At 59.1% G+C, this 25,463-nt stretch carries 20 protein-coding genes; 5 read left to right on the top strand and 15 right to left on the bottom strand.

What is annotated here, in order from left to right:
• Positions 1-32: 32 nt before the first annotated feature.
• The gene (locus tag HMPREF0183_RS00575; protein ID WP_005881639.1) at positions 33-1,586 is read left to right on the top strand and encodes an acetolactate synthase large subunit; all 1,554 of its coding nucleotides are present in this window, start codon (positions 33-35) and stop codon (positions 1,584-1,586) included.
• Between the two features lie 125 nt (positions 1,587-1,711).
• Here the strand turns inward: HMPREF0183_RS00575 and ilvC are convergent, their stop codons facing one another.
• From ilvC to HMPREF0183_RS00590, 3 genes are read right to left on the bottom strand one after another with little or no spacing between them, the layout of a single operon-like run.
• Positions 1,712-2,740 carry a ketol-acid reductoisomerase gene (ilvC, locus tag HMPREF0183_RS00580; RefSeq protein WP_005881642.1) on the bottom strand — a complete coding sequence of 343 codons (1,029 nt, stop codon included), beginning with the start codon at positions 2,738-2,740 and terminating at the stop codon, positions 1,712-1,714.
• Between the two features lie 48 nt (positions 2,741-2,788).
• Positions 2,789-3,298 (bottom strand): acetolactate synthase small subunit, encoded by a 510-nt coding sequence (ilvN, locus tag HMPREF0183_RS00585; RefSeq protein ID WP_040347551.1) that lies wholly within the window; start codon positions 3,296-3,298, stop codon positions 2,789-2,791.
• 2 nt (positions 3,299-3,300) lie between these two features.
• Entirely contained in the window at positions 3,301-5,127 is a 1,827-nt protein-coding gene (locus tag HMPREF0183_RS00590) for an acetolactate synthase large subunit (RefSeq protein WP_005881645.1), read from the bottom strand.
• 287 nt (positions 5,128-5,414) lie between these two features.
• On the opposite strand from HMPREF0183_RS00590, the gene HMPREF0183_RS00595 reads away from it, so the two are divergent.
• The 3 genes from HMPREF0183_RS00595 to HMPREF0183_RS00605 are packed head-to-tail and all read left to right on the top strand — an operon-like array spanning position 5,415 to position 7,897.
• Positions 5,415-6,554: a methyltransferase domain-containing protein gene (locus HMPREF0183_RS00595; protein WP_005881646.1), complete on the top strand. Its 1,140-nt coding sequence runs from the start codon at positions 5,415-5,417 to the stop codon at positions 6,552-6,554.
• A gap of 18 nt (positions 6,555-6,572) precedes the next feature.
• Positions 6,573-7,178: a sugar O-acetyltransferase gene (locus tag HMPREF0183_RS00600; RefSeq protein ID WP_005881648.1), complete on the top strand. Its 606-nt coding sequence runs from the start codon at positions 6,573-6,575 to the stop codon at positions 7,176-7,178.
• A gap of 53 nt (positions 7,179-7,231) precedes the next feature.
• Complete coding sequence (locus tag HMPREF0183_RS00605) at positions 7,232-7,897, top strand: hypothetical protein (RefSeq protein ID WP_005881650.1); 666 nt, start codon at positions 7,232-7,234, stop codon at positions 7,895-7,897.
• Between the two features lie 100 nt (positions 7,898-7,997).
• Here the strand turns inward: HMPREF0183_RS00605 and HMPREF0183_RS00610 are convergent, their stop codons facing one another.
• The 9 genes from HMPREF0183_RS00610 to cysK form a co-directional block, all read right to left on the bottom strand.
• Positions 7,998-9,485, bottom strand: coding sequence for a sodium:solute symporter family protein (locus HMPREF0183_RS00610; RefSeq protein WP_005881652.1), 1,488 nt, complete (start codon positions 9,483-9,485; stop codon positions 7,998-8,000).
• Positions 9,482-9,706: a DUF3311 domain-containing protein gene (locus tag HMPREF0183_RS00615; protein ID WP_005881654.1), complete on the bottom strand. Its 225-nt coding sequence runs from the start codon at positions 9,704-9,706 to the stop codon at positions 9,482-9,484. The genes HMPREF0183_RS00610 and HMPREF0183_RS00615 overlap by 4 nt, the downstream gene beginning before the upstream one ends.
• The gene (locus tag HMPREF0183_RS11925; RefSeq protein ID WP_005881656.1) at positions 9,703-10,737 is read right to left on the bottom strand and encodes a CobW family GTP-binding protein; all 1,035 of its coding nucleotides are present in this window, start codon (positions 10,735-10,737) and stop codon (positions 9,703-9,705) included. The genes HMPREF0183_RS00615 and HMPREF0183_RS11925 overlap by 4 nt, the downstream gene beginning before the upstream one ends.
• Positions 10,734-12,401, bottom strand: coding sequence for an amidohydrolase (locus HMPREF0183_RS00625; protein ID WP_005881658.1), 1,668 nt, complete (start codon positions 12,399-12,401; stop codon positions 10,734-10,736). The genes HMPREF0183_RS11925 and HMPREF0183_RS00625 overlap by 4 nt, the downstream gene beginning before the upstream one ends.
• A 201-nt stretch (positions 12,402-12,602) precedes the next feature.
• Positions 12,603-14,309: a dihydroxy-acid dehydratase gene (gene ilvD / locus HMPREF0183_RS00630; RefSeq protein WP_005881660.1), complete on the bottom strand. Its 1,707-nt coding sequence runs from the start codon at positions 14,307-14,309 to the stop codon at positions 12,603-12,605.
• Positions 14,310-14,381: 72 nt separating this feature from the next.
• Positions 14,382-15,335 carry a 2-hydroxyacid dehydrogenase gene (locus HMPREF0183_RS00635; RefSeq protein WP_005881662.1) on the bottom strand — a complete coding sequence of 318 codons (954 nt, stop codon included), beginning with the start codon at positions 15,333-15,335 and terminating at the stop codon, positions 14,382-14,384.
• A 37-nt stretch (positions 15,336-15,372) separates the two neighbouring features.
• Positions 15,373-16,026: a DUF998 domain-containing protein gene (locus tag HMPREF0183_RS00640; RefSeq protein WP_005881664.1), complete on the bottom strand. Its 654-nt coding sequence runs from the start codon at positions 16,024-16,026 to the stop codon at positions 15,373-15,375.
• 95 nt (positions 16,027-16,121) lie between these two features.
• Positions 16,122-16,778 carry a serine O-acetyltransferase gene (gene cysE / locus HMPREF0183_RS00645; protein WP_005881666.1) on the bottom strand — a complete coding sequence of 219 codons (657 nt, stop codon included), beginning with the start codon at positions 16,776-16,778 and terminating at the stop codon, positions 16,122-16,124.
• The gene (gene cysK / locus HMPREF0183_RS00650; protein WP_040347528.1) at positions 16,775-17,707 is read right to left on the bottom strand and encodes a cysteine synthase A; all 933 of its coding nucleotides are present in this window, start codon (positions 17,705-17,707) and stop codon (positions 16,775-16,777) included. The genes cysE and cysK overlap by 4 nt, the downstream gene beginning before the upstream one ends.
• A 175-nt stretch (positions 17,708-17,882) precedes the next feature.
• On the opposite strand from cysK, the gene def reads away from it, so the two are divergent.
• A complete protein-coding gene (def, locus tag HMPREF0183_RS00655) occupies positions 17,883-18,464 on the top strand; it encodes a peptide deformylase (protein ID WP_005881671.1) in 582 nt (193 codons plus the stop codon).
• A 30-nt stretch (positions 18,465-18,494) separates the two neighbouring features.
• On the opposite strand, the gene HMPREF0183_RS00660 is transcribed toward def, so the two are convergent.
• From HMPREF0183_RS00660 to HMPREF0183_RS00670, 3 genes are all read right to left on the bottom strand, one after another.
• A complete protein-coding gene (locus tag HMPREF0183_RS00660; RefSeq protein WP_005881673.1) occupies positions 18,495-19,532 on the bottom strand; it encodes a hypothetical protein in 1,038 nt (345 codons plus the stop codon).
• A 118-nt stretch (positions 19,533-19,650) separates the two neighbouring features.
• The gene (locus HMPREF0183_RS00665; protein ID WP_156798018.1) at positions 19,651-20,208 is read right to left on the bottom strand and encodes an NlpC/P60 family protein; all 558 of its coding nucleotides are present in this window, start codon (positions 20,206-20,208) and stop codon (positions 19,651-19,653) included.
• A 337-nt stretch (positions 20,209-20,545) separates the two neighbouring features.
• Positions 20,546-25,321, bottom strand: coding sequence for a G5 domain-containing protein (locus HMPREF0183_RS00670; protein WP_005881676.1), 4,776 nt, complete (start codon positions 25,319-25,321; stop codon positions 20,546-20,548).
• Positions 25,322-25,463: the final 142 nt, after the last annotated feature.

Raw genomic sequence — 25,463 nt, forward strand, 5'->3', positions numbered from 1 at the left:
TTTGCCCCATATCTATTGAGACAAGGAGAACCATGAACGGTGCGCACAGCCTGACGCAAACCCTGCTCGCCAACGGTGTCGACACGGTGTTTGCCAACCCGGGTACCTCGGAAATGCACTTCGTTGCAGCACTCGATGACACCCCGGAAATCAACTGCATCTTGGGCCTGTTCGAAGGCGTAGTTACGGGAGCCGCTGACGGTTACGCACGCATGAAGGACACCCCGGCTGCAACGCTCCTGCACCTGGGCCCTGGCCTGGCAAACGGACTGTCCAACCTGCACAACGCGATCCGCGCACAGTCCCCCATCGTCAACGTCATTGGTGACCACGCGATCTACCACCGCCAGTACGACGCCCCGCTCACCTCGGACGTCGAAGGTGCCGCACGCCCGTTCAGCCACTGGGTACGGACCACCGCGAACGCCGACTCCGTCTCCCACGACACGGCCGCAGCGATCGCCGCGTCACTGACCAACCCTGGCCAGATCGCCTCGCTCATCCTCCCGGCCGACTCCGCGTGGAACCCGGTGGAGAACCAGCAAGAACCAGAAAAGGCATTCGTGCCCGCCGCCGGAATCCCTGCTGACGACATCATCGAAGGCGCAGCAGCTGCCCTCAAGAAAGCCAAGAACCCGGCAATTCTCCTAGGCAAGAACGCCCTGCGCGAGGTCCCACTGCGCAGCGCGGGCCTGATCGCAGAAGCAACCGGAGCTGACCTGCTGTGCCCCAACATGGTCGCTCGCGTCACCCAGGGTGCTGGCCGTGTGCCAGTCAAGCGCGTCCCGTACGCCACCCCTGCAGCCGTTGACTTCCTCAAGGACTACGACCTGCTGGTCCTGGTTGGCTCGAAGGCCCCAGTCGGGTTCTTCGCCTACCCCAACCGCCCCAGCGCGCTCACTCCCCCAGCCATGCACGTGGTGGAACTCGCCCAGCCACGCCACGATCTCACGGCTTCACTTGAGGCCCTGGTCACAGCGGTAGGCGCAGACAGTGCGAAAGAGGCGACGACCTCGGCGCTGGACCTGCCCGACCTACCCACCGGCTCCATCACCAAGGAAAAGCTGGGCGACCTGCTGGCCAACATGATCCCGGAAAACGGCATCGTGATCGACGAAAGCATCACCACCGGCTTCACGTTCTTCTCCACCGCAGCCACCGCCCAACCGCACGACTACATGCTGGGAACCGGCGGGTCTATTGGTTACGCGCTCCCCACAGCAGCCGGCGCGGCGGTGGCCTGCCCGGACCGCAAGGTGATCTGTCTGGAGTCCGACGGCTCCGGCATGTACATGCCACAGTCGCTGTGGACCTATGCGCGTGAGGGACTGGACATCGTGGTGGTGATCTTCTCGAACCGCAAGTACCAGATCCTGCGCGACGAAATGCGCAATGTGGGCGCCGATTTTGGTGGCCCGCGCGCCGAAGCCCTCATGGACCTCACCAACCCCACAATCGACTGGGTGTCATTGGCCAAATCGATGGGCGTGGATGGCCAGGCCGTTGACAACATGGACGACCTCGCAACCGCCTTCCGCGCAGGTCTGGACGCGCAAGGCCCGTACCTCATCGAAGTCGTGATGTAACGCAAGGTCAACCGCCGCCGAGGTGGCAGCACCTCCCGGCCCCTCCCGGGCCCCGCAAAACAACTGTGGCCCTCAGCTCAAGGTGAGCTGGGGGCCACATGCGCCGCAAGGGCAAGCGCTACGGGTTAGCGTGCAGCGGTGCCTTCGGTGTAGTCGTCGTCGGAGTCCTTGAGCCATGCGAACATTTTGCGCAGTTCGCGGCCGGTGGCCTCGATTGGGTGCTGTTCTTCCTTAGCGCGCAGTTCGTTGAATTCCTTTGCGCCGTTCTTCTGGTCGTCCATGAAGCGCTTGGCAAACGAACCGTTCTGAATGTCGTCCAGAACAGCCTTCATGGAAGCCTTCACTTCTGGGGTGATGACACGTGGACCGGACACGTAGTCACCGTATTCTGCGGTGTCAGAGCAGGACCAGCGCTGCTTAGCGATTCCACCTTCAACCATGAGGTCAACGATGAGCTTGAGTTCGTGCAGAACCTCGAAGTACGCGATCTCGGGCTGGTAGCCAGCTTCGGTCAGGGTTTCAAAACCGGCCTGAACCAGGTGCGAAACACCACCGCACAGTACGGCCTGTTCACCGAACAGGTCGGTTTCGGTTTCTTCTGTGAACGTGGTCTTGATTCCACCTGCGCGCAGACCACCAATGGCCTTGGCGTAGGACAGAACGGTGTCCCATGCGCTTCCGGTTTCGTCCTTTTCGACAGCGACAAGCACGGGGACACCTCGGCCGTCAACAAATTCGCGGCGCACAATGTGGCCGGGACCCTTAGGCGCAACCATGATGACGTCCACTCCTTCAGGAGCCTGGATGTAGCCAAAGCGAATGTTGAAACCGTGGCTGAACACCAGGGTCTTGCCAGCGGAAAGCTTGTCCTTGATTTCGTTTTCGTAGATGTCGGCCTGAACCTGGTCGGGAGCAAGGATGACGACGACGTCAGCCCAGTCTGCAACCTCTCCTGGGGTTCCCACTTCGAAGCCCTGTGCGGCAGCCTTGTCGCGGCTCTTTGAACCTTCAGCTAGACCAATACGAACGTCAACGCCTGAGTCACGAAGGCTCAGTGCGTGTGCGTGGCCCTGGCTTCCGAATCCAACTACGGCAACTTTCTTACCCTGGATAACTGACAGGTCTGCATTGTCGTCGTAATAACGCTCTACCATTGCTTCTCCTTGTTTTTGTGCGTGTGTTTTTGAGTATATGAGGTTGGTTTAGTTCCGCAGGGCCTTGTCCGAAATGGACTTGCCTCCACGTCCGATTGCCACGGTTCCTGATTGCACGATTTCTCTGATTCCAAACGGTTCGAGCACCCGTCGCAGCGCGTCAAGCTTGGACTGTTCGCCCGTTGCTTCAACGCACACTGCGTCAGCTGACACATCGATGATGTGGGCGCGGAACAGTTCGCATGTGCTGGCGATGTGCGCGCGCGCTTGTGGATCAGCCTTGACCTTGAAGATCACGTGAGCGCGCCTGACGGATTGCTCAGGCGCCAGCTCCACGATCTTGATGACGTTGATCAGCTTGTTGAGCTGTTTCGTCACTTGTTCAAGGGGCGTATCGCGGACGTCAACCACGACCGTGATACGGGAAATCTCTTCAATTTCTGTTGTTCCCACTGCCAGGGAATCAATGTTGAAACCGCGACGGGCTAGCAACCCGGTGAAGCGCGTGAGCGCACCGGGTTTGTTTTCAATCAGAACCGAAAGGGTATGGCGGCTCACTGTCACAACTCCTCCATGGGGTCGTCAAAGTCTGGTTGCATGTCGCGGGCGTACTGGATCTGGTCGTTGCTCACACCGGCAGGGACCATGGGCCACACCATGGCGTCAGCCGGAACGGTGAAGTCAATCACTACGGGACGGTCGTTGGTTTCAAGCGCAGTCGCAATGGCTGCGTCTACGTCTTCGTTTCGGTCAACGCGCAGCCCCAAGCACCCGTAGGCTTCGCTGAGTTTCACAAAGTCAGGGATGCGTACGGATTCGTGACCGGTGTTGAGGTCTGAGTGGGAGTACCTACCGTCGTAGAACAGGGTCTGCCACTGGCGCACCATCCCCAAGGACGAGTTGTTAATTACTGCGACCTTGATAGGGATGTTGTTCAGCGCGCAGGTGGCCAGTTCCTGGTTGGTCATCTGGAAGCATCCGTCACCGTCGATTGCCCACACGGTGCGTTCGGGTTGCCCCACTTTCGCCCCCATGGCGGCAGGCACGGAGTACCCCATGGTTCCCAGGCCACCGGAGTTGAGCCACGAGTTGGGCCGGTCGAAGGTGACAAACTGGCTGGCCCACATCTGGTGCTGTCCAACACCTGCGACGTAGGTTCCTTCCGGCCCGGTCAAGGCCGAAATCCTCTCGATCACGTACTGCGGGTCGCACAGTCCTTGATCGTTGGGCTCAAATCCAAGCGGGTAAGTGCTCTTCCACGTGTTCAGTTGCGACCACCACGCACCTCGGTCGTTGTCCAAAGCTGCCGACTTCGAGGCGGTGAGTTCGGCCGTCAACTGGGCGAGCACCTCGGCGGCGTCCCCCACGATGGGCACGTCCACCGCGCGGTTCTTCCCAATTTCAGCCGGGTCAATGTCGATGTGGATGACCTTTGCGTTTGGGGCGAAGGATTCCAGGTTGCCGGTGACGCGGTCGTCGAACCGAGCGCCCACGGCGATCAGCAGGTCTGACTTTTGGAACGCCGTCACCGCGCTCACGGAGCCGTGCATACCGGGCATTCCCACGTGCAGCGGGTGGGAGTCGGGGAATGCGCCGCGTGCCATCAGGGTGGTGGCAACGGGGATTCGAGTGGCTTCGGCCAGTTCTTTCAGCTGCGGGCTGGCTTCGGCGCGGATCACTCCGCCACCCACGTAGAACACAGGTCGCGCGGACTGTTCGATCAGCTTGATCGCTTCCTTGATCTGCTTGGCGTGTGGCCGGGTGGTGGGCCGGTAGCCGGGCAGGTTGGGGGCGTCGGGCCACACGAATTCGGCGACGGCGTTCTGGGCGTCTTTGGTGATGTCCACCAGAACCGGGCCGGGGCGTCCGGTTGATGCGATATGATAGGCCGACTGGATCGCGTGCGGGATGTCTTCTGCGCGGGTGACCAGGAAGCTGTGTTTGGTGATGGGCATGGTCATACCCACAATGTCGGCTTCTTGGAACGCGTCGGTTCCCAGCAGGGCTGAGGACTGCTGCCCCGTGATGGCCAGGATTGGCACGGAGTCCATGTGTGCGTCGGCTAACGCGGTGACCAGGTTGGTTGCCCCGGGCCCCGAGGTCGCCATGCACACGCCCACACGTCCCGTCGCAGAGGCGTAACCTTCCGCTGCGTGTCCGGCACCTTGCTCGTGGCGCACCAGGACGTGGTTGATGGTTTTGGAGTCCAGCAGTGGGTCGTAGGTGGGAAGTATCGTACCGCCGGGGAGGCCGAATACCGTGTCGACACCAAGGAGCTCGAGGCTGCGAATGACGGCTTGTGCGCCCGTGAGATTCTCTGGCGAGGTTCGTTTTGGTACCGGGTGGGCCCTGGTGGCCGAGGCCGGTGCCGGTTGCGTTGTGGCCAAGATAGCTCCTTAGTCTGGGTGGTCGTCTGACCAATAAAAACGCCCCTTACCGTTTTCCGGAAGGGGCGCGCGGGTTCGTCCTTGTTAGAACGCTTGGAGTAACTCCGCGCGCTTGCTAATAAGGACGACAATGTTGTTCATATCACTTAGTGTATGGGGCACCCACCGTGCGGTGTCAAACATTGACACATAAGGACCAAGGTGTGAGATGTGAGAAAGTGGGAGGCGTGGATTGTTCGTATTTTGACGCCGGCTTGTGCCGCTCCTGCACGCTTCTTCCTACGCCTATGAGTACGCGTGTGGAGTCGCAACAGGCCGAGGTCGCTGAACTGTTGGCACCGTTTTGGGCAACAGGGGAAACGGAGACACCGGAACAAACCTGGCTGCCCCCGGTTGTGGGCCCGGAGTCCGGTTTCCGCATCAAGGTCAAGATGGTGGTCGCGGGAACCACCGAGCACCCCACGTTGGGCATCTTGGACGACGACGGGGCGGGAATCGACCTCACCGACTGCCCCTTGTACCCCGAGTCGATCCACACCGTGATTCGCACACTCCCCTGGCTCATCAAGCGCGCGCAGGTCCCGCCGTACAACGTGCGCAAACGCAAGGGTCAGCTCAAGCACGTGATCGTCACGGCAGGTGATGACAACCGAGTGATGGTGCGGTTCGTGTTGGCGTCACAGTCTGCCCTGCCGCGCATTCAGGAACACTTGCCCGCGTTTATGGATGCCTGTGAAGGGGTCGAGGTGTTTTCGGTGAGCGCGAACATCAACCCTGTTCACACGGCGATCATCGAGGGTGACGAAGAGATCGCGTTGCACGGCCCGCAGTGGTTGCCGGTGACACAGGGGCGGGTGCAGTTGAAGGTTCGGCCGCAGTCGTTTGTGCAGACAAATACTGTGGTGGCGTCTGGTCTGTATGAGCAGGTGCGTGAGTGGGTTTCCAAAGCCCAGGCTCCCGCCACGTCCCACGGCCGTGACCTCAGGGTGTGGGATCTGTTTTGTGGGGTGGGAGGTTTCGCTTTGCACGTCGCAGGGCCGGGTCGGCAGGTCACGGGTGTCGAGGTGGCCCCCGCCGCGGTCGAGTCCGCGCGGGAGGTGGCAGGTGAGAACGACCTCGGGCTGAACTTCATCTGTGCCGATGCCGCCCAGTGGTCCCGCCAACAGACACAGGTGCCGGACGTGTTGATTGTGAATCCACCTCGGCGCGGGATGGGCGAGGACATGGCCGGGTGGGTCGAGCAGTCCGGGATTCCGCACGTGATCTATTCGAGTTGCAATCCGCGCACCTTGGCGGCTGATCTTGCAAAAATGCCCGGGTACAGGATTGAACAGGCGCGGTTTTTGGACATGTTTCCGCATACCTCCCACGCCGAGGTGGTTGTCAGGTTGGCGCGTCAGGCTGGTGGGAGCACTGACGCCGAATAGATAAGCGCGAGGAGAGGGATGTCGGAACTAGATAAGATGCTCGCTGGTGAGATGTATGACTCGTCTGATCCGGAGCTGGCTGCGCTTCGGGTTAAGGCTCGGAAGTTGGCCAGGAAATACAACTTGACCGATGAAGACGAGCCTGAGGCGCAGCGCGAAATTCTCGAAGAACTACTGCCTTCTGCTTCCGTGATTCCGGCCCTGCAGGCGCCGATCTACTTTGACTACGGGTGCAACACGGTGTTTGGTCAGCTATGCGAGGTGAATTTCAACTTCACGTGTCTTGATGTGTGCCCGGTCAGTATTGGTGATAACGCGTTTATTGGCCCTAACGTCACGATCGCAACGCCCATGCACCCGCTTGTGCCCAGCGAGCGCAATGCCCGGAAGCGTGCGGACGGTTCTTCCTACACGCTGGAGTACGCCAAGCCGGTCACGATTGAACGCGACTGTTGGATTGCGGCCAACGTCGTTATTTGCGGCGGGGTGACCATAGGTGAAGGTTGTGTGATTGGTGCGGGAAGTGTCGTCACTCGAGATATTCCTGCGTATAGTTTTGCGGCGGGAAACCCGTGTAAGGTCATTCGCGCTATTCCCGTTCACGGGAAGACGAGCCCGGAATAGCGGGCGGGTGAACGGACTAGAATGGGAGTGAGCGTACAAGGCGAGGGGACGATATGCGACTAACGAAAATTCAGGCGCGTTTAGAAGAGTCACAAACCAACGGAACCCTTGTACAAATCACCCGTGAAGGCGTTGAAATGTGGCCGCTGGTTGGCGTGGTGGCAGGTTTCGACAAGTGGGTGCTCGTGGCGACCGTGAACCGGCAGTTGCAGGCGCAGGGTTTTGACGCTGTGCGCCTGCGCGACATTACGCGAGTGGATCCACCGTTGACCGAACCACTGATTCAGCGGGTTGCTGAGAAAACAGGAAAAGAACTGGTGCGCCAGCCGGCTCACACGTTGGAGTTGGGGTCGACGAAGGCGCTGGCGCGTACGGTCATCGACGCGAAGGCGTTTGTGGGCCTGTTTACGTATTCGCACGGCACTGGGCATGAGATCGATGCGTACAGTGGGCGGATTGGCGAGATTCGTAATCGGATTGTGGCGTTTGACCGGATTTCAGCTAATGGTTCGTGGGACCCAAGTCCGTTGTCATTGCCCATGGCCGAGATTGCGCGGTTCGGGTTTGACTCTGTGAGGCAGCGGACGTTCCAGTTGTTCGGTAAGGACTACCCGGGTGGCCCACACCAGCCCATGGACACCAGTGCGACTTTGCCCCAGTACGACGACGTTCAGGCGGAGGGCAAGAACGACGACTTCCTCGGTTCGCTGTTGCGGTAGGTGGAGTGGCGACGACCTCGGCGGCGGCGCAACGCGAACACACGAAAAGGCGCAGGCATTGCCTGCGCCTTTCGCTACCGGAAACCTACTTCAGCACTTCTCACAAAGTTCCAGTTTCTCCTGCGACTGGCTTTTCAGGTGTGAGGTCATAGAACCGCTTGAGCGTGGCCTCGGACGCAGGTTTGGTCAACAGTGAACCGACAACCAGGAACAGGACGTTGACTCCAAGACCCCAGATTCCTGCGTGGATACCGAACGGGTGCACAATGAAGAACGAAAACACCACGGTCACCACAAACCCTGCCGACAGCCCGGCAATCGCTCCAACCTTAGTTGCCCGCGGCCAGAAGAAAATCCCTGCAAGCAACGGGAACAGCTGTGCAATAAAGCCGTACCCAATGAGAAGGATGTAAACAAGGCTCGCTGGTTCAGCAATAGAAATAGGGGCGATGATCAGACCCATAATCGGGAAGATGAGCCAGCGTGACAGTTTCCCTGCCGTCTTGTCCGACAGCTTAAACATTGGCTGAAGAATGTCCTTACTGTACGTCAGCGCAGTAGCGTGAATGTTGGGCTCACTCGAAGACATGGACGCAGCCAGCGTTCCCGCGCCCAACAGCCCCGCCAAAACAACAGGCATGTTGTCAACTGCCATTGTGATCGCAACTTGGTCCGATTTCGCAATGTCTGGATATTCAAAAATCCCGATGAATCCCACAAAGATCATAGGAATCAAGACCAAGTAGTACAGGGGCAAATACGTGACTGCTTTCTTCAGCCCAACCCCAGATTTAGCACCCATCCACGAAATCCAGTGCGACTGCCAAATCGAGAAGAACGAAATCAAGATCGACGACGTCCAGAACGCGTAACCCATGTCTCCCAGCGCACCGGGCAAAGTCAGGAACTCAGGCGCTTCTGCCTGTAGACGCTCGAAAATGGGACGCGCACTGAACCCACCCGTGAAGTGGTTGACTGCCCACATACCCACAAGCCATGCCACAACAAACATCAGCGCACCCTGGAATGCATTGGTAAAGCCAATTGCCCGCAGGCCACTGCGATACAGGTAGATGGAAATGACGGCCAACGTCACCAGCACACCGGCCCAGACTGGGATAAGCCCAAAGCTCATCACATTGAGAATGTACGCCGAACCAATCGTTTGAAGAACCGCATAGGCCAGTCCACCAATCGATCCAACAAAACCAGACAAACCACCCAAAAAGGTGCTTTCATACCGGTCAGCAATCGCCGAGGCCTGTGTAATGTGCCCATATCGGCGCCCAAGTTCCCACACTTTAGGGCCGAAGTACCACGCAAGGATCGCCATGTATGACAGGTACACAACAACGTAGAGCGCTGGGACACCCTTGTCGTGCGCCCAACCAGGTGAACCCATAAACGTGTATGCGCTCACTCCCCCGGCCGCGACCAACAGATAGACAACGATTGGCCCCATGCTGCGACTACCGGCACCCCACGCTTCGGTCGTGTTCATGTCATAGCCGCGCCCCGCACGAAAACCAATGACGACAGCAATCACCAAGTACGCTGCAGTGATGATAAAAGGAATGTGCTGGATCATTCTTTTTCACCTTTCATGATCAGGTTGCACACAGCCATCACCGCAGTCGTCAGAATGACAATCGCTACAGACCACACCATCAGAACTGGCATTCCAAAGATGATTGTGTCGGAGTTAAACAGTGGAATAACCGGCCACACGCCTATCACAATGACGCCAACCACAAGGCCAAAGCACACCCACTTCCGTGCACTGTCCGGCCATCTGATTCCCATTTTCATAACGTCTCCTTGCTCTTAGTAGTTTCGGGTTGTGCAGAAAAACTGGCGCCCAAACTCTCAACCGTCACGTTCAGTGACTGGGCAATGGTTTCGACTGCTCGCCGCAGGGCTGCCATTGCGCCCGGTTCGGCTGCGATGAGAACGAACTCTGTGTAGCCCTCCCCCGCCGAGGTGTTCCCCGGGACTTCTGTGTGTGTCACTTGTCTGTTGGCAAGTTGGACGGAGTGAAGGTTCCCGGCGGTGTCACGCACGTGTCCTTTTGCTCTGGCGAGTGCAGGTGCCAGGGAGGTGAGTGTGTCAGCAAAGTGCGCTGCGGATGTCACCGTGGGCAGGCGTACCGTCACCGTGGCATGGGCGACGTTGTGTTCGGCAACCGTAACTGCCAGTGAACCTTCCGCACGTTCACTGGCAGACGCTGCGGCCTCTTCATTCACTAACGCCTGGATAAACCAATCCGGCAGTGTCTCCCCAACTGTCCATTCGAGAACCGGGGCTTTCGACGCGAACTTCGCTGACACCTCGGCCGCCTGACGCCGAACCGCACCCGGGGCAACCGTCCCACCGCTCAACACCACGATGTCCGCGGTGCCAAGCTGCTGAGTGACCACATCAGACACGTATTGGTCCCACACCAGCCGAGGAATGGCCGTCACGTTCGCGACGATCACCACGGGTCCGGAGTGGAAGCCCGGGAAGTCGCCCCACCTGCGCATGCGCTCCGGCTGCCCGACCCCGCTGACTTCACACAGCACGGTGTCAAAGCGGTTCATGCGGGCCAGCACCGCCATCGTGTCGATCATGTCAGTGCTGATCTGGCAACAGATGCACCCGTTGGTCAGTTGCATGACGTCGTCGTCGACTGCTTCGATGAGGTCCGCGTCAATGTTGACGCTGCCGAAGTCGTTGACGACCACGGCGGTTCGTCCCAGCCGGCCATCTCGAAGGAGGGCATTCAACAGCGTCGTTTTACCCGCTCCGAGGTAGCCCCCGAGGACGATCAGCCGTGCTGTCTGTAACGGCGTGTGGGTCATGAGCGCGTTGCTGGTGGGGCAATCAGGCTTGTGTAGTGTTTCCCGCCAACCACGGTTCCGCGAACGTAAATATCGGGCAGACGTTCCGGTTCTACTTCAAGCGGGTCTTCGTCAAGGATCGCGAAGTCTGCGAACTTTCCGCCCTCAATTGATCCCACTTTATCGTCGATTTTGAGCATGTAAGCAGCACCGATCGTGATTGCTTCAAGTGCTTCTTGAACACTGATGCGTTCGTGCTCTCCCATGACGCGGCCCGATTGGGTCAACCGGGTTACAGCGTGCTTCGCGGTGCTCAACGGCCCCAGTGGTGTCACCGGAGTGTCCGAATGAATGCTGATGGGCACCCCGATCCGCAGCGCGGTTGCCGATGCGTTGTTGCGACGGGCACGGTCTGGCCCCACGGTGACGTCGAGGTGCTGGTCACCCCACGCCCAAATGTGGTTGGCAAACACATTGGCGCACGCACCCAGGGCCTTGAGGCGACGATACTGGGCGGGGCGTGTCATCTGTGAGTGAGTAACGGTGTGCCGGTGGTCTGGGCGCGGGTGACGTTCCAGCACCGTCTGCAGGGTGTCGATGAACAACTGCGTCGCTTGGTCTCCGTTGCAGTGCACGTGGATGAGCAGCCCGGCTTTGTGGAACGTTTCGAACGCTTCAAGGTATTCCTGTGGCGTCACGTTCCACATACCGTTTTCGTCGGTTCTGTAGTACCCGGGTTCTAAAACGCGTGCGGTGAGTCCCTGCAACGTGCCATCGAGCATGAGTTTGATGTTGCCGAACTGCAGACGGTCTGTTGACTGTTCGCGTAGTTCAACGATTCGGGCGGCAGCTTCGGGAAGTGAGTGGGACACCGGCCCCACTCCTGCCCCAAAGTGGAACACGTTAAGGCGCACGGGGAAATCTTCGTCGACCGTGTCGGTGTAGATCGCCACACCATCGTCCATGAGCCTTTGTGAGCCCAAGTCAGTGAGCGTTGTAGCGCCCACGTTCACTCCGTTTTGAGCGTACTGTTTGATCGCCCGTGGGCTCACCGACAGCACCCCACCGCCTTCTGTCAGGCTTGCGACCAGGCCCATTGCGGCGAACTCATGCAGTTCTCCCGTGGGGTTCCCGGAGCTGTCTTTCATGACACCTTCGACGGTGGTGGACGCGTCGACGCCACATTTCTTCAGCGCAATCGTGTTTACCGCGTACGCGTGCCCGCTGGTGTGGGAGATACAGATGGGGGTGTGGGCCGAGGCGCGGTCGAGTTCCGCTGCAGTTATTGGGGTGTCGGGGAAAAAGATAGGGTCGAGTCCCCACGCGGTGAGTGGACGGTTGGGGTCATGGTCGCGTAGCGCCTCACGCAGACGGTTCACAATGTCGTCAACTGTTGTGCATCCGGGCCAGAACTTTCCGTCTGGGTCCGTGCGGTCTAAGTAGCCGACGTACACACTGTCCCACACTGTGCCTGTTCCTGCGTGTCCGTGCGCTTCGACGAAGCCGGGAAGAATCACGGCGTCTGAGTAGCGGTCGTCTAGCTGTGCGTCCGGGTACTCCATCAGCTCTTGGACAGTTCCTACAGCGCGAACAAGCCCGTCGCGTACCGCAACTGCTTCTGCCGTGGGGCACGCGGGGTCCATGGTTCGAACCATCCGAGCCGGGTAAACAGTGGTGAACGTCATCGTACTCCTAACAACCCTGAGTGATTGACGTCATACCTTACAGAGTAAATGTTCGGCGCGCAGGCTTTCTCACATGGCGAAAAAAGAGTTCACCACAGCGAAACTGCAGGTGAGCGGGCGGTTGCTAAGACCTCGGGGGCGGTACAACGCACACACGAAAGGCGCAGGCAATGCCTGCGCCATTCGTTACCGTAACCTAGATCAGCACGTCACCGCGCCGGTGGATGCCGACTGCACCAGCTTGGCGTACTTGCCCAGCACACCGTGCAGGCGTGGGTTTTCCGGAATCACCCACGACTTCTTCCGCTCGGCCAGCTCCTCTTCGCTCACGTCAAGTTCGATCGTGCGCGCGGCGATGTCAACGCGGATCGTGTCCCCATCCTCAACCAGAGCGATAGGGCCGCCGTCGACCGCCTCGGGAGCCACGTGCCCAATGCACAGCCCAGTGGACCCGCCCGAGAACCTGCCGTCCGTAATCAACAGCACATCCTTGCCAATCCCTGCACCCTTGATCGCGCCCGTGATCGCCAGCATTTCACGCATACCCGGGCCACCCTTGGGGCCCTCATAACGGATTACAATCACATCGCCAGCCTTGAGTTCACCGTTAAGCACAGCGTCCATCGCGGGCTGTTCCTGGTCGAACACGCGAGCGGTGCCCTCGAACACCTCGGCGTCGAACCCAGCCGACTTCACGACCGCGCCTTCAGGGGCCAGCGAACCCTTCAACACGGCCAACCCACCGGTGGCGTGAATCGGGTTGTTCAGCGCGCGCAGGATCTTTCCGTCCGGGTCAGGTGGGTTGATCGACTCGAGGTTTTCAGCCACGGTCTTCCCAGTCACCGTGAGCGCGTCACCGTGCAACAGTCCCGCATCCAGCAGGGCCTTCATGACCACCGGCACGCCGCCAATCTTGAACACGTCGTTCATGACGTACTCACCAAACGGCTTCACGTTACCCAGGTGAGGCACCTTGTCACCGATCCGGTTGAAGTCATCCAAGGTGAGCTCCACCCCAGCTTCGTGAGCGATCGCCAACAGGTGCAGCACCGCGTTGGTGGACCCACCAAAAGCCATCACCACAGAGATTGCGTTTTCAAATGCTTCACGTGTGAGGATGTCGCGCGTGGTGATGCCCTTGCGCAGAAGCTCCACAACGGCCTCACCGGACTGACGCGCAAACACGTTGCGGTTCCGGTGGATCGCCGGCGGGGCGGCTGAACCCGGCAGCGACAAGCCCAACGCTTCAGCGGCACTGGCCATGGTGTTAGCGGTGTACATACCACCGCACGCACCTTCACCAGGGCAAACGGCGCGTTCAATCGCGTCAACGTCAGCTTCCGTCATCTTGCCCGCACGGCACGCACCCACCGCTTCGAATGCGTCGATGAGCGTGACTTCTTTTTCGGTTCCGTCTGAAAGTTTGGCCGTACCCGGCATGATCGAACCGTTGTACAGGAACACGCTGGACAGGCCCAGGCGAGCTGCTGCCATGAGCATGCCGGGAATCGACTTGTCACATCCGGCCAGCAACACTGAACCGTCCAGGCGCTCAGCACCAAACACGGTCTCTACCGAGTCGGCGATGATTTCACGCGACACCAGCGAATAGTGCATGCCTTCATGCCCCATGGAGATGCCGTCGGACACCGAAATCGTGCCGAACTCCAGCGGGTATCCCCCACCGGCGTGCACGCCTTCTTTAGCGAACCCGGCCAACCGTTCCAGTGACAGGTTGCACGGGGTGATTTCGTTCCACGAACTCGCCACACCGATCTGGGGCTTATCCCAGTCGTCGTCGCCCATTCCCACGGCGCGCAACATGCCTCGCGCGGCGGCTCGTTCCAGGCCGTCGGTGACGTCGCGGGACCGTGGCTTGATGTCTACTTTGTTATCTGAAGCACTCATGCCTGAAGTCTAGCCCGCACGCCACACGTCTCATTTATCGCATCACCATGTGGTATGGAAGAGGCCGGGGCCTTACCCCTCAACGACGTTGATGAGTGGCTCACCTGCGATGATTCGGCGTACTTGTTCCGTGAGCATCTGTTCAATGCGGGGTTCAAACGCCGAGGTGTCCCCTCCCACGTGCGGAGTGATGAGTGTGTTTGGGGTCCCCCACAGTGGGTGTTCGTGTGGCAGGGGTTCGGGGTCGACCACGTCGAGTGCCGCAGACAGGCGCCCGGCACGTAGCTCAGCGACCAAAGCGTCAGTATCGACAACCTTCCCGCGCCCCACGTTCACCACCAGCGCGTTGTCCGGCAGCTGGCTGAGGAATTCCGCGTCAATGAGCTTTTCAGTCTGCTTGGTCAGTGGCGTGACCGCAATAAGGACCTCGGTGTGTGGCAACAGTTTGGGCAGGTCTTCCGGCCCGTAGATACGCCCGTGCTCATCCGTGCGAGCGTGCGAAGCCACGCGCGTGATGTGCGCTTCAAACGGGACCAGACGCTGGCGGATCGCTTCACCAATCCCACCGGCACCCAGAATCATGACGCGCCGGTCAGCCAACGAACGCATACGCGCATGGTTCCACGACCTCGAAGCCATGCTGCGTACCGCCGTATCGATTCCGCGAAGGCTGGCCAGTGCGAGGCCCACGGCCAGTTCCGCTGTGGCTGCGGCGTGCACGCCCGAGGCGGTCGCCACTGTGGTGTCCGTTCCCACCAGATCTGCGACCAGGTCATACCCGGTGGTCTGCGTCTGTACGAGCTTGAGGTTTGGCAACTCCCCCAGCCGGGCAACGGTGGGCTGAGCGTCAATGTAGGGCAAGATGATCGCGTCGATGGCTGCGCGGTTCACTTCTACCGTGGGGTTTTCTGCCGACCACACTACAAACTCAATTCCTGTCTGCTGGTGATCGGTGATGCGTCCATCTACTTTGGCCAAAATGTCAGGGTCGGGGAAAGCGATTGTGCGAATATCCAGTGTCGACATGTTTCCATTATGGGCAGGCGTGTCAAGGCCCACACAATCACGCGTCCACGTGCTGAACGTTCAACGCCCCGCCCCGCATACGGGCGTGGCGCACACTGAGCACAATCACCCACGCGCATATCAACACCAGGGACAGTCTTTGCACGGCACCTGTCCACCCCACGTGCGGAACCAGTGCCAACACGCCACTAACTCCCAGCAAGACCAGCAACGCAACGTTGAGAACAACAGGCAAGCTCGCAAAACTCCGCCCGGAGCGCACCAGCATGACAATGTCGGCAATCACGGCCGTAGCGAACCCAAAGCCCACCAGGGCCGAGGTCACCGAGTGCAACTGGTGGGCAAGACCCACGGTGCCTGCGACCTCGGCGGCGGCGCATTCTTCACTCAGACTGGGCGCACATTCATACGAAAGCAAGGTGTCCCCGACCGTGGCCGCACCGGCCACAACCAAACCGGCGCACAGCATGAGCGACAGCGCGTGCCGCCTGCGCAAGAACACGCCCAACACAACCAGGAGCACACCAGCCACCGCGTCGCCCACGCGAATGAGCACGGCACCGGGTCTGCCCCACACGGCGTATTCGGACACGAACGAATGCAACACGTCCAGTTGCGGGTCGATCGCCAAAAGAACCGTCCACGTCGAATAGCTCAACGTGAACAGCACTGCCACAACGATAAAACGCACACACACCTCCTCGACACAGTGTAGATGGGTGTGCGTATTTTAGAGTCAGTGCGTCGATTGGGCAGGTACCCCAGGGCAGGCCAGCCTCGACCCACTCAAATCCAGATGGCGGGGTCCTCAAGCACGTGGTTCTGGGGAGTGTCAGTCCCCTTGGGTGCGCGGTTCTTGGCGGGCACGCCCACGGCCACATGGTTGGCGGGCACATCCTTGACCACAACCGCGTTGGCACCTACGGAAGCTCCGTCGCCTATGGTGATGGGCCCCAGGATCTTGGCACCGGCCCCCACCAGCACGTTGTTCCCCAGCGTGGGGTGGCGTTTGGTCTGTTCCATAGAGGTGCCACCCAGCGTGACCTGCTGGTACAGCATGACGTCGTCGCCGATTTCAGCCGTGGCCCCCACCACGATCCCGTCGGCGTGGTCAATGAAGAATCTGCGCCCGATCTTCGCCGCCGGGTGGATCTCAACCCCGGTCAGGGTGCGCACGGCCTGGGACAGAATGCGCGCGGGCACTTCCCCACCTGGCATTTTGTTGAGTTCGTGCAGTCCGCGATATGCCCACACGGCGTGCAGGCCCGGGTAGCTGACCGCGGTGACAAAGTCGCTGCGCACGGCGGGGTCGCGCCTTCGGGCGGTGTCCAGGTCTTCTCGTAGGGCAGCGCGGGCGCGCTTGCCCACTGTGGTGGCCGAGGTGGCAGCAACTACCGCTGCCCCTACCCCGGCCATCACGGCGAGTTTTTTGAGAAAACTCATGCGTCCATGTACTCCGCGAACAGTGGAGTGGACAAGTAGCGTTCACCGAACGATGGAATGATGACGACTACGCGTTTGCCCTTGTTTTCTGGGCGTGCAGCCACGCGCTTGGCAGCGTTGATAGCTGCACCGGAGGAGATTCCAACAAGCAGACCTTCGGCCTTGGCGGTTTCGCGTGCGGTTTCAAGCGCTACTTCGTTTTCAACGGTGACTACTTCGTCGATGATGTCGCGGTTGAGGACACCTGGAATAAAGTTCGCACCGATTCCCTGGATGGCGTGTGGGCCAGCCTTACCTTCTGACAGAAGTGGCGATGCTGCTGGTTCTACGGCAACGATCTGGACGTCCTTGTTCTTTTCTTTGAGGACTTCACCCACACCGGTGATGGTTCCTCCGGTACCGATTCCGGCGACGAAGATGTCGACTTCGCCGTCGGTGTCGTTGAGGATTTCCTGTGCGGTGGTGTCGCGGTGGACCTGCGCGTTGGCTTCGTTTTCGAACTGGCGAACCAGTACGGCGTTGTCTTGTGAGCCGATTTCTTCAGCCTTTGCGACAGCTCCCTTCATCCCGTCAGCCTTGGGGGTGAGAACGAGTTCAGCACCGAATGCGCGGAGCAGGGCACGGCGTTCTTTCGACATGGATTCTGGCATTGTGAGGACTACCCGGTATCCGCGTGAAGCTCCGACCATGGCAAGGGCGATTCCGGTGTTACCGCTGGTTGCTTCGACGATCGTTCCGCCTTCGCGCAACTCGCCTGACTTTTCAGCCGCGTCAATCATGGCAACCCCAATACGGTCTTTCACCGAGTTGGCAGGGTTGTGAAATTCGAGCTTTCCAACGATTTCCGCGCCAGTTTCTTCACTGGCCTTCTGAAGTTTGACAAGTGGAGTGCGACCAACGACTTCTGAAACGTTCGCGTAAATGTTCACCAGCGGTCCTTTCTTTGGTGTCTGTTTGTACCCGGACCGCGCATGGAGGTGATCAGGCGGTCCTTCACACCAGCCAATGGCTTCAGCTGTTGTTAATGCGTCATCATGCGTAACGCAACAGCTTCTTACTATATTCCACGCTGGCGAAAATCCTTTCAGCACTATGATGTAACCCATGGCTATCCACCCGATTGTTGTCTACGGCGAACCTGTTCTGCACCGAAAAGCTGACCCTGTCACGGAGTTTGGCGATGAGCTCCACACACTTGTCGCTGATATGTATGAGACCCTCACAGCTTCTAACGGCGTCGGTTTAGCCGCACCGCAAATTGGGGTGGGCAAGCAGATCTACGTGTACGACGCTGATGACGAGGTCGCCGGTGTGAGGCGTCGTGGCGTTTTCATCAACCCAGTTTTGGTGGCGTCGAAGGTTCCCACCACCAACCCGGATCCCAGCGAGGACACGGAGGGGTGTTTGTCAGTTCCCGTTTTGGACTACCCGCTGAAACGGGCAGATAAAGTCACCGTCACCGGTGTTGATGAGAACAATCAACCGGTGTCGCTCAGTGTTGAAGGCTGGTTCGCCCGCATTATGCAGCACGAATTCGACCATTTGCACGGAACCCTATACGTGGACCGGTTAGACACCAGGTGGGCCAAGCGGTGGAAGAAGGAACAGAAGAAGCACGGGTATAACGTTCCAGGGAACTCGTGGCTTCCGGGCACCGACCCCGACCCGTTTGGTCACGGCCAATAACCAGAACGACCACGCTCACTTCGCGCCGTTTCAGTTGTTCGCTTTGCCTTCGCGTTCGGCTTGCGCCAGCTTCCGGTCCAGGTCATCAAAGTTGTCGAACTCTTCGACCGATTCCTCAAGCTCACCCAGCATGCCCCGGATTGCGTCCGCGTGCGACTCAGCCTCGAGGTTGAGGTCACTGAACTGCTTCTGCGCAGTGTCGTCGTTGACGGTACGCGATAGCACGTCAAGCACCTGTTCACCCAGTTCGCGCGATTGTTCCGTGCTGTCCAGCTGAACCAACTGCACTGACAGCTTCCGCAACTGCTCCAAGTACCCGTGCATCGACTCAACGCGGCGGGCCAGCGAAGCGAACGCTTTAGCCAGGTTCCGCTGATACACATCGATCCGAGCGTCCAGGTGTGGTTGCCGAATGCTCTCAAGCTTCTGGCGTAGTTCGTACAGCTCACGCAACCGCTCACCAATGGAAGCGACTGCGAAGTCCAGATCAACCCGGCTCACGTGACCTTCCAGCGCGGGGTGTGTCCATGCGCGAGTGCCCACGATGGCCTGGGAGACCGTCACCGCGAGGTGGAAAAGCCTTTGTTCGTCGGTATCACGGCCGTTGGCGCCGGGAATGTATCCCAAGTCGAATGGGGCGATCCACCGGACGTGTGGTGCTTGTTTAAGTTGCTTGCCGGTCAGCCGTTTGGGGTCGCGCAGAAACCGGCTTCCGGTGAAAATGCCCACGCCGGCTGTGGCTAACGCGGCGATCCCGGTAAACGCCGAGGTGGTGGCAATGGCAACCGTGTCGGCGAACGCAAGCGCAATGAGCGCGGTTGAGCCGAAAAAGCCGGTTGTGGCCGCACCCGCGCCTGTGGTTGTTGCGAACACCAACTTGGAGCGGATCAGGTTGCGACTGTAGCGCTGTGGGAACACCTGTTGCGCGAGATCAGATGAAGTGAGGTCGTATCCGCGCGCCTTCCACACGTCGATGACTGATTCGGGGACGCTTCCCGGGACGAGCACACGGTACCGCGGAACGTGTCCGCGACATTCTTGTTTCCACAACTCACGCCAGTGAACCATATGACTCCTTCCGCATACTTCATTGTAGTGAGCTGACCTGACATCTAGCTGGGTGCATAAAGCTGTGGCCCGACCACATTTGGCCGGGCCACAGAAGTCTGCGTGTTGCCAATGGTGATTAGCCAACTCCGTTGTAGCGGATTGGTTCGCCAACGCCCTGGCTGATCAGTTCGTCCTTGGTTGCGTGGCGTGTGTTTGGTGCTTCCTTTCCGGACTGTCCGCCACCGTGTTCGAGCAGTTCGAACGATCCGTCTGGGTTCACAGCCTTAACCAGCACAATGTGGTTTGGTCCGGTTACGGCGTCACCTGGCTGGAGTTCTTCCCATCCGATGTTGTGAGCGACACCGTTTTGAACGAAGGTGAATGATGCTTCACCCGGTCCCCCAGAGTTCCATGCGTATGAAACGAATCCGGAGCAGTCGCGGCGGTAGTCTTCGAAGTAGTCCTGGCCCTGTGAGTAGTAAGGGGCTTTGGCCATGCGGTCTTCAGCGCGCTTGATGATTTCGTCGCGACTGATGCCTTCGCCTGCCGCCTGGGCCTGTGTAGAAGTGCCCGAGGTGTTGTCAGCTGGCGTGGCTGCCTGAGCGGCGCCGGTCGCAGCGAGGAGGCTTCCACCACCAATTGCGATAGCCAGCGCTCCGTGGGTGAGGGAACGTGTTAGATCTTTCTTGAGCATGTCACTCTCCATAATCTAGACATCCTGGGGGGATTTCCAGGCGTGAAACACGCTACGCCTGTGATGGAGTGTGCGGGGTGGTTCGGTTGCGAAATCGGCCCCATTTTCATTTTCTTCTAAGCACAGAGCACTGTTTCCGAATGACTATATAGAGCTCCCTTACTGGAGCTTTACTATTCGAATTTCAAACGGCATGTGACGCTCCCGAGGTTGCAGCAGCTTCCAGAGACGCCACCCTATCGAGGGAATGGAGAAGTGAGTGGTCCGGCGCAAGATTGCGCCGGACCACTCACTTTGTGGGCCTGTGCGAGGCCGCGACCCCGCTCAGTCAGAGCCGTTAGCTACGACGGTTCCTTCGGCTGGCCGCTGTCAGTGCAATACCTGCACCGATCAAGCCCAGACCCATGGCCACTGCCATAGCCACCTCGACACCGGTTCTAGGGAGCGGACCAGTCTTGCCGGAATCACCAGGCTTACTGGAGTCCCCAGGCGTTCCGGGACCATCGGAGTCGTCGCCAGGCTGTCCAGGCTCGCCCGGATCGTTTGGCTCGTCTGATGGCGAGTCTCCAGGCTTACCAGGTTCGTCTGACGGTTCTTCCGAAGGCTGTTCGGAAGGCTTGTCCGAAGGCTCGTCCGTTGGCGCTTCAGATGGCTTGTCCGAAGGCTCCTGGGTTGGCTCATCTGACGGTTCCTCAGAAGGATTGTCCGATGGCTCTTCGGTTGGAGTTTCCGAAGGTTCCGTAGTCGGTTCCGTGGTTGGGTCCTCGGTCGGATCCGGCGTCGGTTCCTCTGATGGGTTCTCGCTAGGCTCCGTCGTTGGTTCTTCCGAAGGCTGCTCGGAAGGCTCATCCGTCGGATCCTGAGTTGGCTCTTCGGTTGGAGTTTCCGAAGGTTCCGTAGTCGGTTCCTCTGATGGGTTCTCGCTAGGCTCCGTGGTTGGTTCCTCGCTTGGAGTTTCCGAAGGCTTCACTGTCGGCTTTTCAGTTGGATCAGCCGTTGGGTCCTCGGTCGGATCCGCGGTTGGCTCATCCGTCGGCTCGTCCGATGGATCTTCGGACGGCTCCGGCGTCGGCGTCTCGCAGTCACACTTGGTGCCTACGCGTAGCTTGCGTTGCTGGGGTTCCTTCACGACCTTTTCGGACGTTTCCGGCTCTCCTTCAGCCTTGCCGTCTTTGAGCTTCCAGGTCTTGGTGATTTCCTTCTCACCGAAGGCACCAGCCTGGTCCTCGACAATCTTTCCTGCTTCGAGGTTCGGGTCTTCCGCAATGATGGTCTCGAACGGAATCTTCTCCGTGTGCTTGTCTGTCAGCTCGGTCAGCGTCGGCGCCGTGCCCACTTCGATAATGTGGGTGGTCGGCTTGCTCAGCTCTTCGGTGTCTTCCTTGGTGGAGATCTCACCGTTATCGGAAGTCACTGTCAGAGTGTGTTTGACCTCACCAGGCTTGCCTTCCTGGATCACCTTGGTTTCCCCGGCCTTGAGCTCGGGGCTGAGACGGACCTCGACCTCAAACGGTGTGTTTTCTGTCCACTCGACGGTCTTAGAGGTGGTCTTGCCCTTTGTGCCGACCTTGACGATCTTCTTGACCGGATCGGTCACACGCTCGGTCTCGGTCTTCGTGTCCGTGACCTTCGAGTTCACGATGGTCTGAGTCGTTGTGACCTTGTCCTTACCCAGCTTGCCTTCCTGGACAGTTTCCTGCTTTCCGGCTTCCAGGTTCTCGTCGAAGATGATCTCAGTCTCGAACGGCACATCCTTTTCGTACGAGGTGGTGTGAGTGCCCTCAGTCTTGGTACCAACGCGGATCTTCTCCGTTGTCGGTTCCTTGATGCGCTCAGTGGTCACGGTCGGGTCGCCCGAAGGCTTACCGTCGACGAGCTTCTGGGTCGAGGTCTCAACCTCGGTTCCGAGCTCACCCTTCTGGTCGACTACCTTTTCGCCGGCCGGCAGGTTGGGATCAAACTCGACCTTGGTGTCGAACGGAACCGGCTTCTCAGTCTTGGTCACCAGCTCGCTTGGGGCCAGCCCCGGACCGTACTCGACGATGCGCTTGACGGGTTCCTTGGTGGTTTCTTCCTCGACTACTTCAGCCTTGTCACCCTTGGCAGTGAACTTGGCGGTGAACTTCTTCTCTCCGTTCTCGCCCTCCTGAACAACCCTGGTTTCACCAGGTGCAAGGTCAGGGTTTTCGCGGACTTCGGTCGGGAACGGGATCGGAACCGTCCACGTGACTTCCTTGGCGCTCTCAGCCGGCTTCGTACCGATGACGACGACCTCATTGACAGGCTCCTTGGTGCGTTTCCAGGTGCCGTCCTTTTGCTGCTTCTCCTCGCCTGGCTCACCCTTGGTTTCAGTCCGGTATTCGCCAGCAGGGATGGAGTCGTCGTACTTGTACTCGACCTTGAACGGGACCTCACGCTTCGGAACGTCGACAACCTTGACCACGGCTGTGGCTGTGTCCTTAGAGCCGTCTTCGTAGGTCACGGTGACTGGAATCTTGACTTCGTCTCCAGCCTTCGCATCCGCAGGTGCGGTCGCTGTGATAGTGCCCTCATCATCAACTGTGACAGTCCAACCAGCAGGAACATTGTCCACCTTGTATGGGTTTTCCTTCGCGACGTTAACGTTGTCCGGCTTTTCAAGAGTCACCGGCAGTTTCGCAGTATCGCCGGGGTATACCGTTTCCGTGGGGTATGACGGCTCGGCCTCGTAGTTATTGGTCAGATTCACCACCGTGGTGACGGGCACCTTCGGCTTGGAGCCGTCCGGAGCAGTGACAGTCACAGACACCGTCTTCTGGTCACCCGGTTTAGCGTCCTGCGGCGGGGTTGCCGTAACAACACCGGTGTTCGGGTCGACCTTGTACTTCCAGCCGTCAACGTCCTGCTCGAGGATCGGTTTGTCACCGTCCAAGCCAAACGAGAACTTCGAACCCTTCGGGGCGTCCTCAACCTGGTGGTCTACGGGCTTACCAGGACCGGTTGACTCAACGGAGTAGACCGGCACTTCGTCTCCCTTGATGACGAACACCGTGCCGGTTGCCTTCTGCGGCTTAGCGCCGGACTCATAGTGGGCAAGAACCGGGATATCTAGCTGATCACCCGGCTGCGCGCCCTTTGGCACTGTTGTAGTCAGCTCACCAGTGTTCTCATCAATCGTGACGGTCCATCCATCCTTGGAGAACGTGGTTGTGCCGTCTTCGAACGTGTAGCGGTTTGGTGCTTCGTCACTTTCCTTACCGCTCAACCCCTTTTCGGGCAGAGTGGGCTTCAGGCTGGCCTTTTCGCCAGGCTTCTTGACTTCGGTGCCGTAAGTCGGCACCTTAATTTCGTTGATGACCTGGAACTGGACCTCGACTTCGTCGGTGGTGTGGTCCGGGTAAGTGGCCTTGACCTTCGGAGAAATCACGGTGCCCAGCGGCACGCTGTCGTCAGCTTTCGCTGTGACCTTGCCGTTCTTGTCCACCGTGACGGTCCAGCCCGAAGGCACAGTGGACTCATCGACTTCGTATTTGGCCGGCGCCACAGCCTTATGGCCCTTCATGATGGCCTTAGCCTTAATCTGGGATTCGATGTCCTGGTTCGGTTTGCCCTGTGCGATGTTGGGCTTGACCAGGTCAGTGACCTGCGTGTTGTTCGGGTCAACGACGACGAGTAGGTCGAGTATGTCAGTGGATCCGTTCGAGTACTCCACTGTGATTCTCGGGCGGGCAAAAGTGCCTGGGCGCGGGTTCTCTGGCGCCGTGACGGTCACATTGTAGTCATCGTCCATCTCGACAGTCCAGCCCTCGTAGACATAAGCCTCGTCGAGCTCGACCTTCGCCTCAAAGCCACCTTCGCCCTTCTTCTTAGCCAGGTTCTTGATCAGGTCCGGGACCTGTTTGAAAGTCACCTTCTGCGGTTCGGTTGCAATCGGACCCGTTCTGCTCTCCACACCAGAGATGATCTTGGCTTCGGTCTTGTCGTACTTCGGGTCGTGGAACTGGGTATCGTCCAAGCTCCACTGGTGATTGCCGATGACATTGGCCTTGCTGTAGCGAGGCAGCGCATTGGACTCTTCGAATGCCTTGCCCTCGTAGCTGTTCGCGTCGACCACGGACTGCAGCTGTTCAACCGAGCGCGGCAGAGCGAGCACGCTGAAGCGTACACCTTGCTGGGCGTTGAGCTCAGTGCCCTTGTATTCGGGCATCGTAAAGTATATGTCGCCACTATTTTCAACGCGCAGACGTGCCTCGCCACCGGAGGCTTCAGTGTTACTGGTGCCGATGAATTTGCCCTGAGCGTCGTAGGCCTCAATCACCATGCGCGGCATAGACGCCGCGTCAGCACTGATGGTGCCGACTTTGAGCTCCTCGCCCGGTTTGACAACCAGCTTTTCCTTGTTTTCCCATACCACAGAAATGGGCGAGCAGTTGTCGTTCTCGCTTGGCCACGGGTTGACTGTAGCGGAGAACCCTACATTGTCTCCCCGCGTCGCTTTAGGTCCGTCAACGTTATCCTTCGTGTACTTTCCCTGCCATGCGTAACGCACAGGGTTAGAGGCGTCTGCATCTGCGAACTGTTTGACCTTTTCACCGGTCAGTTCTGAATTGAGGTTCAGGTTCCGTTGGTTTCGAGCGCTAGTGATTTTGATCTTTTCGTCGGCCTTAGCAGTCACCGGCCCACCAGCGCCCAAAAGAGTCTGGCCGACATCCATAGAGGAAATGGTTCCGGTGTTCAAGACGCCACCAAGGAGCCCAGAGTTGCTAAAACCCCAGTCGGCAAACGTTCGATCCTTCGAATTATCCAACGCAACGCTCACGCCCCACTTGGTTTTATCGGTGCTGTGCTGGTCTGGTTCTAGGGTGGTCCAGGTGAAGCCGGCCTGACTGCCAGACGGGCTGCCACCTTTCACTTCGCAGGAGCCAGCAGGCAGATCCGAGGCTCGCTGGTCGTCCTTCTCTACCGCGCCGGACTTGTCGCGGATGCCCCCGGAGAATGTGGCAGCCGCGGCCGAATCGCCCGACATCAAGTTAGGTACAGCAAATGCCCCAGCCGTTAATGCGAGGGCCGACAGAGCGGCAATCGGGACGCGCAAGAAGCGCCTCCGCTGTGTCGGAGTTTTCGAGGAATGCATCCCTCAGTCCTTCCTGGAGGTTTTGAACAACACCAATGGGCCGTTCGATCATTGCCCGTTGAGGTGAGATACATGCAATACACACACTTTATTAAGCGCCATAATTGTTTCACACAATCGGCTCAACTTCTATACGCCCCGG

Origin of the sequence: Brevibacterium mcbrellneri ATCC 49030 (assembly GCF_000178455.1) — a bacterium.
Classification (GTDB): Bacteria; Actinomycetota; Actinomycetes; order Actinomycetales; family Brevibacteriaceae; genus Brevibacterium; species Brevibacterium mcbrellneri.